Raw genomic sequence first — 13,958 nt, 5'->3', positions numbered from 1 at the left:
AAAACGTGGCTGTAAAAATCGGACTCAGCAAAGGCAAGCCTCCTGTTGTGAGCGGGCGGCGAACCACCGGTTTAACTTGAATGAACGTTCAAGTTAAACATGAATAGGGTGCTAAGGACTAATCGCAGGGCTCGGCGGTAGCTTTTCTGCGCGAGTGCAAGGAAGGGTATGACGCGGGGTTTACGGGATTTGTTCTGTGGAAAATTAGCTGGATGCCATTATCTCGGTTTGGCTTGAAACCATTCGCGGGCAAGCCTCGCTCCTACAGATTTTGTGTCGGTCGCCAAGTCCCCGATCGACACTGATTCTGTAGGAGCGAGGCTTGCCCGCGAAGACTGCATGTCAGTCAGCAAATATCAGGGAGCCTTACTTCTGCGTCCCGTCATCATGCTGCAGATTCGCCTGGGTCAGGTTGCACCCCGCTGGCACGCTGCGGGTCAGCCAGACGTTGCCACCAATCGTCGAGCCCTTGCCGATGGTGATCCGTCCCAGAATCGTCGCGCCGGCATAGATCACCACGTCGTCCTCGACGATCGGATGCCGCGGATGGCCCTTCTGCAACTGGCCGTCTTCGTCCGCCGGGAAGCGCTTGGCGCCCAACGTCACGGCCTGATAAATCCGCACCCGCTCGCCAATGATCGCGGTTTCGCCGATCACCACACCCGTACCGTGGTCGATGAAGAAACTGCGACCGATCTGCGCGCCAGGATGGATGTCGATACCGGTGGCCGAGTGGGCGATTTCCGCGCTGATCCGCGCCAGCAACGGCAACCCGGCGCGGTACAAATGGTGGGCCAGACGATGGTGAATCACCGCCAGGATTCCCGGATAGCACAGCAACACTTCATCGACACTGCGAGCCGCCGGATCGCCGTGATAGGCCGCCAGCACGTCGGTGTCCAACAGGCTGCGCAATTCCGGCAGAGCGAGGGCGAAGTCCTGAATGATCCGGATGGCCTTGGCTTCGACTTCAGAATCGACCCCGGCACTGTGGCGAGCGACGTAACGCAATTCGAGCCGCGCCTGAGCCAGCAATGCATTCAACGCCACGTCGAGTGTGTGGCCGACGTAGAAGTCCTCACTCTCCTCGCGCAAATCCACCGGCCCCAGACGCATCGGAAACAACGCACCGCACAAGGCTTCGAGAATGTCCGCCATGGCCGCTCGGGACGGCAACTCGCGACCGCCCTGCTCGGTGCTGGCGCGGCCGTTTTGTGCGCGCCACTGGTCGCGCGCCGTACGCAGTTGGCTGACGATGGTCTGCAATTGCCAATGGCTGGAACGCTCGCTCACGGTAAAAACTCCTCACGGGCGGCCGGACTGTCTGGCCGCACTGACGGCGATTACTTTACGGCAACGACTTGCAGCCGAATTAAGAACCAATAGTGCTGTTAACAATACTTTTGGCTATAAGCGATTGGCAGTTGCCCCACTAAATACCCGTGCCTATAGTCCTGACATCTTCCTCCGCCAGTACGGACCCATGATCAAACAACAGCTTGCCCGTTTTAACCGCCTCGACCTGCTCGGTCACCCTACCCCCCTGGAAAAACTCGAACGCCTGTCGACCTGGCTGGGCCGCGATGTGTACGTCAAACGCGATGACCTGACGCCATTGGCACTGGGCGGCAACAAGCTGCGCAAACTCGAATACCTCGCCGCCGACGCCCTGGCCCAAGGCGCCGATACGCTGATCACCGCTGGCGCGATCCAGTCCAACCACGTGCGCCAAACCGCCGCCATTGCGGCCAAGCTTGGCCTGGGCTGCGTGGCGCTGCTGGAGAACCCGCTCGGCACTGACGATAGCAACTACCTCGGCAATGGCAATCGGCTGTTGCTGGACCTGTTCGATGCCAAGGTCGAACTGGTGGAAAACCTCGACAACGCTGACGAGCAATTGCAAGCGCTGGCCGCACGTCTGCGCAGCAACGGCAAGAAACCCTATCTGGTGCCGATTGGTGGCTCCAATGCGGTGGGCGCTTTGGGTTATGTCCGTGCGGGTCTGGAAATGGCCGAGCAGATCAAGGACACCGGGCTGCAATTCGCCGCCGTAGTCCTGGCTTCCGGCAGTGCCGGCACCCATAGCGGCCTGGCGCTGGCATTGAGCGAAGTACTGCCGGATTTGCCAGTGATCGGCGTGACCGTTTCCCGTAGCGATGAAGCTCAAAGACCGAAAGTCCAGGGCCTCGCCGAACGCACTGCCGAGCTGTTGGGCGTGGGCCTGCCGGCGAGTTTCAAAGTCGAACTGTGGGACGAATATTTCGGCCCGCGTTATGGCGAGCCGAATGCCGGGACGCTGGCGGCGGTGAAGCTGTTGGCGAGCCAGGAAGGGTTGTTGCTGGACCCGGTGTATACCGGCAAGGCCATGGCCGGTTTGCTCGACGGCATCGGTCGCCAGCGCTTCGATGCGGGCCCGATCATCTTCCTGCACACCGGTGGAGCGCCGGCGTTGTTTGCCTACAAAGACTTTTTATAGCCGATAGTCCTGTGGCGAGGGGGCTTGCCCCCGTTGGGTCGCGCAGCGGCCCCTTGTGTCCGGCAGTCATATCGAGTCAGCAGACATTACGACTGCTTCGCAGCCGAACGGGGGCAAGCCCCCTCGCCACAGGAATGCATTCTTCCAATATTCAATTAAAGAATAACAAACTTAATATTTATTATTTTCCTATCTAAAGACGACATCATATAGTCGCGCCGCAGGCGAATTTGCAGCGAGACGCATAAGCTGCTTTAGGGCAGGATATCGCAGTCGTTCAAATCCCGAATTTGCCAACTTTCCTTAAGCGTCTTCCATAAGAAAACACAGGGGCTTGTCATGAATTTTTCCGCACTACGTAGAAATCTGCTGGTGGGCTCGTTGGGCCTGGCGCTGAGCGCCGGCCTGCTCGGGCAAGCGGTTGCCGGAGAGCAACTGCAAAAGATCAAGGACGCGGGCGTGATCAACGTCGGCCTGGAGGGCACTTATCCACCGTTCAGCTTCGTCGACGAGGCCGGCAAACTGAGCGGCTTCGAAGTCGAGTTCTCCGAAGCCTTGGCCAAAGAGCTGGGCGTGAAGGTCAAACTGCAGCCGACCAAATGGGAAGGCATCCTCGCGGCCCTGGAATCCAAGCGTTTGGACGCGGTGATCAACCAGGTGACCATCACCGAAGAGCGCAAGAAGAAGTACGACTTCTCCGAGCCGTACACCGTTTCCGGGATTCAGGCGCTGACCCTGACCAAAAACAAAGACACCATCAAGACCGCCGCCGATCTGGCCGGCAAGAAAGTCGGCGTAGGCCTGGGCACCAACTACGAGCAGTGGGTGAAAGAGAATGTGCCTAAGGCTGACGTCCGCACCTACGAAGATGACCCGAGCAAGTTCCAGGATCTGCGCGTCGGCCGCATCGACGCCATTCTGATCGACCGCCTGGCCGCGCTGGAATACGCCAGGAAGGCCAAGGACACTGCCGCCGCCGGCGAAGCGTTCTCCCGTCAGGAGGCCGGTATTGCCCTGCGCAAAGGCGAGCCTGAACTGCTGGCCGCGGTGAACAAAGCCATCGACAAGCTGCGTGCCGACGGTACGCTGAAAAAGCTTTCGGAAAAATACTTCAGCGCTGACGTCACTCAATAATGGGAGAAGCTTTCCAACTCGCGCTGGACTCCGCGCCCTTCCTGCTCAAGGGCGCGTATTACACGGTCATCCTGAGCCTGGGCGGAATGTTCTTCGGCCTGCTGATGGGCTTCGGCCTGGCGTTGATGCGCCTGTCGCGCTTCAAACTGGTGAGCTGGATTTCCCGCATCTACGTGTCGTTCTTTCGCGGCACGCCGTTGCTGGTGCAACTGTTCGTGATCTATTACGGCTTGCCGCAATTGGGCATCGAACTTGATCCGCTGCCGGCAGCCCTGATCGGCTTCTCGCTGAACATGGCGGCCTACGCCTGCGAAATCCTGCGTGCCGCGATCAGCTCCATCGAGCGCGGCCAATGGGAAGCTGCGGCCAGTATCGGCATGACCCGCGCGCAAACCCTGCGCCGGGCCATTCTGCCGCAAGCGATGCGCACGGCCCTGCCACCGTTGGGCAACAGCTTCATCTCGCTGGTCAAGGACACCGCGCTGGCGGCCACCATTCAGGTGCCGGAGCTGTTCCGCCAGGCGCAGCTGATCACCGCCCGTACCTTCGAAATTTTCACCATGTATCTTGCCGCCGCGCTGATCTACTGGGTTCTGGCCACGGTGCTTTCGCACCTGCAGAACAAGTTGGAAGAGCGGGTCAATCGGCACGACCAGGAGTCCTGACCCCATGATTGTCGTGGAAAAGCTGACAAAGCAGTTCAAGGGTCAGGTGGTGCTCAACGGCATCGATCTGCAGGTGAAGGAAGGCGAGGTGGTGGCAATCATCGGCCCCAGCGGCTCTGGCAAGACCACGTTCCTGCGTTGCCTGAATTTTCTGGAAGAACCCACCAGCGGCCGGATCAAGGTCGGCGACATCGAGATCGATGGCAGCCGCCCCCTGAACCAGCAGCAGAGCCTGGTACGACGCCTTCGCCAGCACGTGGGTTTTGTGTTCCAGAACTTCAATCTGTTTCCCCATCGCACAGCCTTGGAAAACGTTATCGAAGGCCCGATCGTGGTGAAAAAGATTCCACGAGCCGACGCCGTTGCCTTGGGTAAAAAGCTGTTGGCCAAGGTCGGCCTGGCGGGCAAGGAAGACGCTTACCCGCGACGCCTCTCCGGCGGTCAGCAACAGCGTGTGGCGATTGCCCGGGCGCTGGCGATGGAACCGGAAGTAATCCTGTTCGATGAACCGACCTCGGCGCTGGACCCGGAATTGGTGGGCGAAGTGTTGGCGACCATCCGCGGCCTGGCCGAGGAGAAACGCACCATGGTGATCGTCACCCACGAGATGGGTTTTGCTCGGGACGTGGCCAACCGTGTGGTGTTTTTCGACAAGGGTGTGATTGTCGAACAGGGCGAAGCCAAGGCACTCTTTGCCAACCCGAAAGAAGAACGGACGAAGCAGTTTCTCAGTAAATTCCTTAACAACGCTTAGTTGCATCCTTTCAAAAAAACGTCAACTTCCATGGATGGAAGTGACACCCCCCTTCTTCTAAAAACCTCATGCCCCTCCTCCCCCTGACCTCTTTGATTCACCCAAATCATAAACAACTTCCAGCCCTCCCGTGCGGTACATATATATGTCCTGCAACAGATTCACTTCCCTTAAAATCCATGAAATCCCTCACCACCCTCACTCAACGGGCTGCTGCTCCCAAGGCGTAAAACCCACGAAATATTGGACTAAATTCGACACCACGATGCGGTTTACTAACTACACTGCGTAGGAAATTTCTGAATAACCCAAGAACCAACCTTTAGCCAATCAGTTCTATTGACACCTATTCGAACGCACTCTTATCTAGTCTCCAACAGGCGACTACCACCACACTCGATCATTCTTAAAACACACAAACAGTGAATCGTTTTGTTGCCTGGTAATACACGCCTTTCGATCTTTCAGAAACGGACTTCGCGGTAAGGCTTCAAGGAGAGAACCCCATGACAAGCACTTCGAACAAACCCGAGCTTGCAGCCCCGACCCTGGCGCAAACTCACAAGACTGGTATCAACATCACCTCGGCCGCTCACCTGATAATCGACGTGCCTCCCTATCCCCGTATGTACGAAGGCGACCTGATCGAGCTGTTCTGGAACAACTGCTACGTGGCCTCCAGCGTATTGGGAGCGGATCATGGCAACAAAGCGGTGAGCTTGCGGGTGCCGGAAAGCTTCATTGCCAACGGTTCTGCTCGCGTCCATTACAAGGTCATGCAGATCGGGCAAGGGCCAGCGGTATCACCGGCGGCGCGTGTCCAGATCAAACTCGATTGCCCCGGCGGTCAACCCTCGCCCCTTTGCGATGAGGAAAACCAGAGCCTGGCGCCGGTGTTCATCCCCGAGACCATTCGCCGTCAGGGGGTCAATCCGAACCAGGTCAAGCGCGGTGTGCCATTGACCATCGAACCGTACCTAAACATGGCCACCGACGACGAAATCACCCTGCGCTGGGGCGATGTGCGCATGGACCTGCCCAAACTCAAGGCCGACGATGTGGGTCAGCCGATTCACGTCTGGGTGCCGCCGGCAATCATTCTCGAAGCCGGCGAAGACCTTCGACTGGAAGTGACCTACTGCATCCTCGACCGGGTGGGTAACAACTCGCGCTGGGCACCGGCCCGCACGCTGAAGATCGGCTGTGCCAATCCTTACCTGAAAGTGCCGCCCAAAGAAGTGCTCAAAGCTGCTGAGCCTCGAAAGAAGTGAAGCGCCTGTAGTGCAGGATATGAGGGCTTTTTGTGGCGAGGGAGCTTGCTCCCGCTGGGGTGCGAAGCGCCCCCAAAACTGGCTCACGTGTTTGTGTAATTGAATCGTGATGGCCGATTTTGCGACTGCTTCGCAGCCGAGCGGGAGCAAGCTCCCTCGCCACAGGGCTCGACCGTCCTGGCGATGCCACCCTTCTATGCATATTCCTAAAAGTTAGTTCATTAATTATTTATACGCGTTTAGGGTATATACACCGGACCACCGGACATTCGTGTTTTTCGTTCGCCGCAACACCTGCGGCGTTTTCATGAGATGTGAGGTAGGTATGGTCCGGAACACAATCACCCCAGTGCAAATCGCCAGGGCATTGCGTGCAGCCAAGGAGCGGCACTGATGTCCAGTCTGGCAGATGCAATCATCCAGAGTGATCTGGACGTCGCCCCCTTGTTGTTGCCCGCGCAGGTCTTGCGCAACGACGCACAAGCCATCAAGGCTGCCCAAGAGCTGGCGCAAGTCGCGCGCCTGCAAGCCGCCAAACGTGACCAGCAGCGCAAGTTGCCCTGGTCGGAAATCGAACAGTTCACCCGTAGCGGCCTGGGCAGCATTGCCATCCCGCGTGAGTACGGCGGCCCACAGGTTTCATTCGTCACCGTTGCCGAAGTCTTCGCAATCATTTCCGCAGCCGACCCGGCCCTGGGGCAGATCCCGCAGAACCAGTTCGGGATTCTCAATCTGATACTGGGCAGTGCCACCGAGTCGCAGAAAAAACAGCTGTTCAAAAGCGTGCTCGAAGGCTGGCGGATCGGTAACGCGGGGCCGGAGCGCGGTACCAAAAATACCCTGGAGCTCAAGGCGCGAATCACCGCAGACGGCGATAGCTTCGTCATCAACGGGCAGAAGTTCTACTCCACCGGCGCCTTGTTCGCCCATTGGGTGGCCGTCAAGGCGCTGAACGACGACGGCAAGCAAGTGCTGGCCTTCGTTCGTCGTGGCACCCCGGGCCTGCGCATCGTCGATGACTGGTCGGGGTTCGGCCAGCGCACCACCGCCAGCGGCACCATTTTGCTCAACAACGTGCGGGTCGACGCCGAGTTGGTGGTGGATAACTGGAGGATCAACGACAGCCCGAACACTCAGGGCGCCGTATCGCAGCTGATTCAAGCAGCCATCGACGCCGGCATCGCCCGGGGCGCTATCGATGACGCCATCGAATTCGTGAAAACCCGTGCCCGGCCCTGGATCGACGCCAAGGTCGAACGGGCCAGCGACGACCTCTACGTGATCGCCGATATCGGCAAGCTGAAAATTGAACTGCACGCCGCCGAAGCGCTGCTGCGCAAGGCCGGGCAAGTGCTCGATCAGGTCAACGCCGCGCCGCTCACCGCCGAGTCTGCGGCACGCGCCTCGATTGCCGTTGCCGAGGCCAAAGTGCTGACCACCGAGATCTCGCTGCTGGCCAGCGAAAAACTCTTCGAGCTGGCCGGCAGCCGCGCCACCCTCGCCGAGTTCAACCTCGACCGCCACTGGCGCAATGCCCGGGTGCACACGCTGCACGACCCGGTGCGCTGGAAGTATCACGCGGTTGGCGCTTATCACTTGAACGGCACGTTGCCGGCTCGCCACTCCTGGATTTAACGACCAGATCGCTGGAGAAACACATGTCTCTTTCTCGAAACGTCGCGGTCATTACCAGCGATGAGCAAGCCCTGATCGTCGCCGGTGACCTGGCCGACGACTTCAAACGCGACAGCGCCCTGCGCGACCGCGAACGTCGTTTGCCGCACCCGGAACTGGAAGTGTTTTCCCGTTCGGGTCTTTGGGGCATCAGCGTGCCAAAGGAATACGGCGGCGCCGGGGTTTCCAACGCCACCCTGGCCAAAGTGATCGCGTTGATCGCCCAGGCTGACGGCTCCCTGGGGCAGATCCCGCAGAACCATTTCTACGCCCTCGAAGTGCTCCGTGTGAACGGCAGCCATGAGCAGAAAAAACGCCTGTACGCCGAAGTGCTGGCCGGCCAGCGTTTCGGCAATGCACTGGCGGAACTGGGCACCAAAACCGCCCATGACCGCGTCACCCGCCTGACCCGCAACGGTGACGGCTATCGCATCAACGGCCGCAAGTTCTACGCCACCGGCGCCATTTACGCCCAGCGCATCCCCACCTCAGTAGTGGATGAAAACGGCGTGCAGCAGCTGGCCTTCGTCCCGCACAACAGCAAAGGCCTGACGGTCATCGACGACTGGAGCGGCTTCGGCCAGCGCACCACCGGCAGCGGTTCGGTGGTGTTCGAGGATGTCTACGTTGCCGCCGAAGACGTGATTCCATTTCAAAGCGCATTCGAACGCCCGACCACTGTCGGCCCATTGGCGCAGATTCTCCACGCCGCGATCGACACCGGCATTGCCCGCGCAGCCTATGAAGATGCATTGCATTTCGTGCGCACCAAAACCCGACCGTGGATCGACGCCACGCATGAAACAGCCACCGAAGACCCGCTGACCATCAAGAGTTTCGGCCACTTGAGTATTCGTCTGCACGCCACCGAAGCCTTGCTGGAACGCTCCGGCGAATTCCTCGACCGGGCCCAGGCCGACACCAATGCCGAGACCGTCGCCGCCGCGTCGATTGCGGTTGCCGAAGCCCGGGCCATCAGCACTGAGATCTCCCTCGCCGCCGGCAGCACGTTGTTCGAACTGGCTGGTAGCCAGGCGACCCTGATTGAGCACGGCCTCGATCGGCACTGGCGCAACGCCCGGGTGCACACCCTGCACGACCCGGTGCGCTGGAAGTATCACGCGGTGGGCAATTACTACCTCAACGATGAAAACCCGCCGTTGCGGGGGACCATTTGATGAGCAAAAAGAAGATCCTGCTCAACGCGTTCAACATGAACTGCATCGGGCACATCAACCATGGTCTGTGGACCCATCCACGGGACAACTCCACCCAATACAAAACCATCGAGTACTGGACTGAGCTAGCGCAGTTGCTGGAGCGCGGACTGTTCGACGGTCTGTTCATCGCCGACATCGTCGGCGTGTACGACGTCTACCAGAACTCGATCGACGTGCCGCTCAAAGAGTCGATCCAATTGCCGGTCAACGATCCGCTGCTCCTGGTCTCGGCCATGGCAGCGGTCACCAAGAACCTCGGCTTCGGCCTGACCGCTAACCTGACCTACGAGCCGCCGTATCTGTTCGCCCGACGCCTGTCGACGCTTGATCATCTGAGTCGCGGCCGGGTCGGCTGGAACATCGTCACCGGCTATCTGGACAGCGCCGCCAAGGCCATGGGCCTCAGCGAGCAGGTGGAACACGACCGACGTTACGACCAGGCCGACGAATACCTGCAAGTGCTCTACAAACTCTGGGAAGGCAGCTGGGAAAACGGCGCGGTGCTCAACGACCGCGAGCAACGGATCTACGCCCAGCCAGACAAAGTGCACAAGGTCGAGCACAAGGGCGAGTTCTATCAGGTCGAGGGTTATCACCTCTGCGAGCCGTCGCCGCAACGCACGCCGGTGCTGTTCCAGGCCGGCAGCTCCGATCGCGGTTTGCTGTTCGCCGGTCGGCATGCCGAGTGCGTGTTCATCAGCGGCCAGAACAAACCGGCGACCCGGGCTCAAGTGGACAAGGTTCGCGCCAGCGCCGTCGAGGCCGGGCGCAAGCCTTGGGACATCAAGGTGTTCATGGGCTTGAACGTGATCGTCGGCGCCACCGAAGCGCTGGCCTGGGCCAAGCATGCCGAGTACTTGAGCTACGCCAGCGCCGAGGCCGGCGTGGCGCACTTTTCGGCGTCCACCGGGATCGATTTTTCCGAGTACGAACTCGACGAACCGATCCAGTACGTGAAGAGCAACGCCATCCAGTCCGCCACCAAGAACCTGCAAAACAACGACTGGACCCGCCGCAAACTGCTGGAACAACACGCCCTCGGTGGCCGCTACATCACCGTGGTCGGCTCGCCTGAGCAAGTGGCCGATGAGCTGGAATCATGGATCGCCGAAACCGGCCTCGACGGCTTCAACCTGACAAGGATCGTCACCCCGGAAAGCTATGTGGATTTCATTGAGCTGGTGATTCCCGAGTTGCAACGCAGGGGCTCGTACAAGACCGCTTACGACGACGGCAGCCTGCGGGAAAAACTGTTCCAGCGTGACGCGCATTTGCCTGAGCAACACACAGGCTCCCACTACCGACACTAAAACCTGTGGCGAGGGAGCTTGTCGGAACGCCGCATCGCCCCGCTCGACTGCGCAGCAGTCGCAAAACCTGCTGGCGAGTTTCAACTGACTGAGCTCATTGAATGGCTTTGGGGCCGCTTCGCAGCCCAGCGGGAGCAAGCTCCCTCGCCACAAAAGCATGCACATTAAACAATTGACTGGAAAATCATCATGACCAAAAAACTCTTATCCCACCCAGTCAAAGCACTGGCCCTGGCCCTCGGCCTCTTCAGCTCCATCACCTTCGCCGCCGACGCGCCGTTGAAGGTCGGCACCACCGCCGCCTTCGCCATTCCGCTGGAAGCCGCCGTAGAGGAAGCCAGCAAACAAGGCCTGAAAGTCGAACTCGTGGAGTTCAGCGACTGGATCGCTCCCAACGTCAGCCTCGCCTCGGGCGACATCGACGTGAACTATTTCCAGCACATCCCGTTCCTGGAAAACGCCAAGGCCGCTGCCGGCTTTGACCTGGTGCCGTTCGCCCCGGGCATCATCAACAACGTCGGCCTCTATTCGAAGAAATACAAAAGCTTCGCCGAGTTGCCAGAAGGCGCCAGCGTGGCCATCGCCAACGACCCGATCAACAGCGGTCGCGGCCTGCAACTGCTAGCCAAGGCCGGCTTGATCACCCTCAAACCGGGCGTCGGCTACAAGGCCACCGAAGAAGACATCATCGCCAACCCGAAGAAAATCAAAATCCTTCAGGTTGAAGCCGTGCAACTGGTACGCGCCTATGACGACGCCGATCTGGTCCAGGGTTATCCGGCCTACATTCGCCTGTCGAAAACCTTCGATGCCAGCTCGGCCCTGCTGTTCGATGGTCTCGATCACAAGGAATACGTGATCCAGTTCGTGATCCAGCCGAAAAGCAAAACCGACCCACGGCTGATCAAATTCGTCGACATCTATCAGCACTCGCCAGCGGTTCGCGCAGCGCTGGATAAAGCCCACGGCAAGCTCTATCAAGCCGGCTGGGAAAGCTGAGCATGACGGCCGCCATCCAACGGCGACTGGAGACTCCAGAGCCACACAGTGCTGAACGCACCGAGCTCCACCCCGAGCTGAACCGCGCCCACGTGCGCTTCATCGGCCTGGGTAAAACCTACAATGGCCAGCAAGGTCCGGTGGCGGCCCTGCACGGTATCGACCTGGCAATCCAACGCGGCGAAGTGTTCGGCATCATCGGGCGCAGCGGTGCCGGCAAGTCGTCTCTGATCCGTACCATCAACCGCCTCGAACAACCGAGCAGCGGGCGAGTACTGATCGATCAGGTGGACATCGGCGAGTTCGATGAAGACCGACTGGTGGCGCTGCGCCGGCGCATCGGCATGATCTTCCAGCACTTCAATTTGATGTCAGCCAAGACGGTTTGGCAGAACGTCGAATTACCATTGAAAGTCGCCGGTGTGCCCAAGGAAAAACGCGAGCAGAAGGTCCGTGAATTGCTCGAACTGGTGGGTCTGCAAGGTAAACACAAGGCTTATCCGGCGCAGCTTTCCGGCGGGCAGAAACAACGTGTCGGCATCGCCCGTGCGTTGGTGCATGACCCGGAGATTCTGCTGTGCGACGAGGCCACTTCGGCCCTCGATCCGGAGACCACCCAATCGATCCTCGGCCTGCTGCGCGAGATCAACCAGCGACTGGGCCTGACCATCGTGCTGATCACCCACGAGATGGCGGTGATCCGCGATATCTGCGATCGGGTCGTGGTGTTGGAGCACGGGCGAATCGTCGAGCAGGGGCCGGTCTGGGAGGTCTTCGGCAACCCGCAGCATGAAGTGAGCAAGACCTTGCTCGCGCCGCTGCAACACGGCCTGCCGGATGAACTGCAAAGCCGCTTGCGGGCACAGCCGCAGTCTTCGGACGCTGCCGTGGTCCTGCGCTTGCAATTCACCGGCAATACACGCGACGAGCCAGACCTGGCGGCGCTTTTCAGCGCCCTCGGTGGCCGCGTGCGTTTGCTGCAAGGGGGCGTGGAACGGATTCAGGGCCATGCGCTGGGGCAATTACTGCTGGCGGTGACCGGTTCGTCCCTCGGTGCCGAGGAATTGCGTCAGCGCGCCAGTCATTGGGCGCAACAGGTGGAGGTGCTGGGTTATGTGGTTTGATCGATTGCTGCAAGGCTTCATCGACACCTTCCTGATGGTCGGCGTGTCGTCACTGATCGCGCTGTTGGTGGGTATTCCGCTGGCGGTGATCCTGGTCACCAGCACCAAAGGCGGGATCTACGAAGCACCGGCGCTGAACCGCGCACTGGGCGCGTTCGTGAACCTGTTCCGCTCGATTCCGTTTCTGATTTTGATGGTGGCGCTGATTCCGTTCACCCGGTTGATCGTCGGCACCACCTATGGCGTTTGGGCAGCGGTGGTGCCGCTGACTATTGCCGCTACGCCGTTCTTCGCACGCATCGCCGAAGTCAGCCTGCGGGAAGTCGACCACGGGTTGATCGAAGCGGCGCAGGCAATGGGTTGCCGACGCTGGCATATCGTCTGGCATGTGCTGCTGCCCGAGGCGCTGCCGGGGATTGTCGGCGGCTTCACCATTACGCTGGTGACCATGATCAACTCGTCGGCCATGGCCGGGGCGATTGGCGCTGGTGGGTTGGGCGACATTGCTTATCGATATGGGTATCAGCGCTTTGACAGCCAGATCATGTTGACGGTGATTGTGTTGCTGGTGGTGTTGGTGGCGGTGATTCAGTTGGGTGGGGATCGGTTGGCGCGGGGGTTGAACAAGCGCTGAATCAAGATCAAAAGTGCGAAAGCGCTTATAGTCAGTGCTTCTTTCTTTTTCTGTGCAGCCGACCATGAAACAGACTCCCGCCGACCTGGAGCAGATCACCTCTACCACCCTGGGCCATTACAACGCGGTGGCCGAGGACTTCCGTGAAGGCACTCGCGATCACGATGTCAGCCAGAACATCGATGCCCTGTTGCGGCATATTCAGGGTGAGGCGCCCTTCAGCATTCTCGACTTTGGCTGTGGCCCCGGCCGCGACCTGAAAACCTTCACCCGCCTGGGCCACATCGCCATCGGGCTCGACGGTTCGGAAAAGCTTGCGCAGATGGCCCGGGACGACAGCGGTTGCGAGGTCTGGCAGCAGGACTTCCTGAAGCTCGATCTGCCAGCCGAGCGGTTTGACGGGATTTTTGCCAACGCGGTGCTGTTTCATGTCCCGAGCCAGGAGTTGCCCAGGGTGTTGAAGCAACTGCGCGCGGCATTGAAGCCGGGCGGTGTGTTGTTCAGTTCCAATCCCCGTGGCGAGAATCAGGAAGGCTGGAACGGACCGCGTTATGGGGCGTATTACGACCTGGCGGCGTGGCAACAAATACTGACCGAGGCGGGGTTTGTGGAGCTTGAGCATTACTACCGGCCGGCGGGGCTGCCACGGGAGCAGCAGCCTTGGTTGGCCAGCGTTTGGCGTCGAGCCGACTGATCG

The 13,958-nt window shown here is 59.7% G+C and carries 13 protein-coding genes; 12 read left to right on the top strand and 1 reads right to left on the bottom strand.

The genetic code is table 11. From position 1 onward, the window contains the following. Positions 1-366: 366 nt before the first annotated feature. The gene (gene epsC / locus AC07VO_RS03475; RefSeq protein WP_018929332.1) at positions 367-1,293 is read right to left on the bottom strand and encodes a serine O-acetyltransferase EpsC; all 927 of its coding nucleotides are present in this window, start codon (positions 1,291-1,293) and stop codon (positions 367-369) included. Positions 1,294-1,483: 190 nt separating this feature from the next. Here epsC and AC07VO_RS03470 point away from each other — a divergent pair, with 190 nt between their 5' ends. The 12 genes from AC07VO_RS03470 to AC07VO_RS03415 all read left to right on the top strand — a co-directional run bounded on the left by AC07VO_RS03470 (position 1,484) and on the right by AC07VO_RS03415 (position 13,955). Continuing rightward, complete coding sequence (locus AC07VO_RS03470; protein ID WP_086944168.1) at positions 1,484-2,476, top strand: D-cysteine desulfhydrase; 993 nt, start codon at positions 1,484-1,486, stop codon at positions 2,474-2,476. A 339-nt stretch (positions 2,477-2,815) separates the two neighbouring features. Continuing rightward, entirely contained in the window at positions 2,816-3,610 is a 795-nt protein-coding gene (tcyJ, locus tag AC07VO_RS03465; RefSeq protein WP_019581730.1) for a cystine ABC transporter substrate-binding protein, read from the top strand. Further along, entirely contained in the window at positions 3,610-4,275 is a 666-nt protein-coding gene (tcyL, locus tag AC07VO_RS03460; RefSeq protein ID WP_007939566.1) for a cystine ABC transporter permease, read from the top strand. The genes tcyJ and tcyL overlap by 1 nt, the downstream gene beginning before the upstream one ends. A gap of 4 nt (positions 4,276-4,279) precedes the next feature. Then, positions 4,280-5,029 carry an L-cystine ABC transporter ATP-binding protein TcyN gene (gene tcyN, locus AC07VO_RS03455; protein WP_007939567.1) on the top strand — a complete coding sequence of 250 codons (750 nt, stop codon included), beginning with the start codon at positions 4,280-4,282 and terminating at the stop codon, positions 5,027-5,029. A gap of 506 nt (positions 5,030-5,535) precedes the next feature. Next, on the top strand, positions 5,536-6,300 hold the full coding sequence (locus tag AC07VO_RS03450; RefSeq protein WP_086944169.1) for a hypothetical protein: 765 nt from the start codon (positions 5,536-5,538) through the stop codon (positions 6,298-6,300). Between the two features lie 393 nt (positions 6,301-6,693). Beyond that, positions 6,694-7,935: an SfnB family sulfur acquisition oxidoreductase gene (locus AC07VO_RS03445; RefSeq protein WP_086944170.1), complete on the top strand. Its 1,242-nt coding sequence runs from the start codon at positions 6,694-6,696 to the stop codon at positions 7,933-7,935. 23 nt (positions 7,936-7,958) lie between these two features. Next, a complete protein-coding gene (locus AC07VO_RS03440) occupies positions 7,959-9,152 on the top strand; it encodes an SfnB family sulfur acquisition oxidoreductase (protein WP_064615814.1) in 1,194 nt (397 codons plus the stop codon). Next, positions 9,152-10,504: an LLM class flavin-dependent oxidoreductase gene (locus AC07VO_RS03435; protein ID WP_086944171.1), complete on the top strand. Its 1,353-nt coding sequence runs from the start codon at positions 9,152-9,154 to the stop codon at positions 10,502-10,504. Before AC07VO_RS03440 ends, AC07VO_RS03435 begins: the two co-directional genes overlap by 1 nt. 189 nt (positions 10,505-10,693) lie before the next feature. Then, the gene (locus AC07VO_RS03430; protein WP_018929340.1) at positions 10,694-11,503 is read left to right on the top strand and encodes a MetQ/NlpA family ABC transporter substrate-binding protein; all 810 of its coding nucleotides are present in this window, start codon (positions 10,694-10,696) and stop codon (positions 11,501-11,503) included. Positions 11,504-11,505: 2 nt separating this feature from the next. Beyond that, positions 11,506-12,627 carry a methionine ABC transporter ATP-binding protein gene (locus AC07VO_RS03425; RefSeq protein WP_086944172.1) on the top strand — a complete coding sequence of 374 codons (1,122 nt, stop codon included), beginning with the start codon at positions 11,506-11,508 and terminating at the stop codon, positions 12,625-12,627. Beyond that, a complete protein-coding gene (locus AC07VO_RS03420) occupies positions 12,617-13,261 on the top strand; it encodes a methionine ABC transporter permease (RefSeq protein ID WP_018929342.1) in 645 nt (214 codons plus the stop codon). Before AC07VO_RS03425 ends, AC07VO_RS03420 begins: the two co-directional genes overlap by 11 nt. Before the next feature lie 64 nt (positions 13,262-13,325). After that, positions 13,326-13,955, top strand: coding sequence for a class I SAM-dependent methyltransferase (locus AC07VO_RS03415; RefSeq protein WP_086944173.1), 630 nt, complete (start codon positions 13,326-13,328; stop codon positions 13,953-13,955). The last annotated feature ends 3 nt before the right edge of the window (positions 13,956-13,958 follow it).

The organism is Pseudomonas sp. GW821-FHT03E01, from assembly GCF_059420765.1.
The sequence above is the reverse complement of the archived record's forward strand: the minus strand, read 5'-3'. Positions and strand labels throughout refer to the sequence as shown.

Bases quoted from the DNA above. Each gene is read 5' to 3' on its own strand.
- AC07VO_RS03470 (WP_086944168.1), top strand. From the start codon at position 1,484: ATGATCAAACAACAGCTTGCCCGTTTTAACCGCCTCGACCTGCTCGGT.
- tcyJ (WP_019581730.1), top strand. From the start codon at position 2,816: ATGAATTTTTCCGCACTACGTAGAAATCTGCTGGTGGGCTCGTTGGGC.
- tcyL (WP_007939566.1), top strand. From the start codon at position 3,610: ATGGGAGAAGCTTTCCAACTCGCGCTGGACTCCGCGCCCTTCCTGCTC.
- tcyN (WP_007939567.1), top strand. From the start codon at position 4,280: ATGATTGTCGTGGAAAAGCTGACAAAGCAGTTCAAGGGTCAGGTGGTG.
- AC07VO_RS03450 (WP_086944169.1), top strand. From the start codon at position 5,536: ATGACAAGCACTTCGAACAAACCCGAGCTTGCAGCCCCGACCCTGGCG.
- AC07VO_RS03445 (WP_086944170.1), top strand. From the start codon at position 6,694: ATGTCCAGTCTGGCAGATGCAATCATCCAGAGTGATCTGGACGTCGCC.
- AC07VO_RS03440 (WP_064615814.1), top strand. From the start codon at position 7,959: ATGTCTCTTTCTCGAAACGTCGCGGTCATTACCAGCGATGAGCAAGCC.
- AC07VO_RS03435 (WP_086944171.1), top strand. From the start codon at position 9,152: ATGAGCAAAAAGAAGATCCTGCTCAACGCGTTCAACATGAACTGCATC.
- AC07VO_RS03430 (WP_018929340.1), top strand. From the start codon at position 10,694: ATGACCAAAAAACTCTTATCCCACCCAGTCAAAGCACTGGCCCTGGCC.
- AC07VO_RS03425 (WP_086944172.1), top strand. From the start codon at position 11,506: ATGACGGCCGCCATCCAACGGCGACTGGAGACTCCAGAGCCACACAGT.
- AC07VO_RS03420 (WP_018929342.1), top strand. From the start codon at position 12,617: ATGTGGTTTGATCGATTGCTGCAAGGCTTCATCGACACCTTCCTGATG.
- AC07VO_RS03415 (WP_086944173.1), top strand. From the start codon at position 13,326: ATGAAACAGACTCCCGCCGACCTGGAGCAGATCACCTCTACCACCCTG.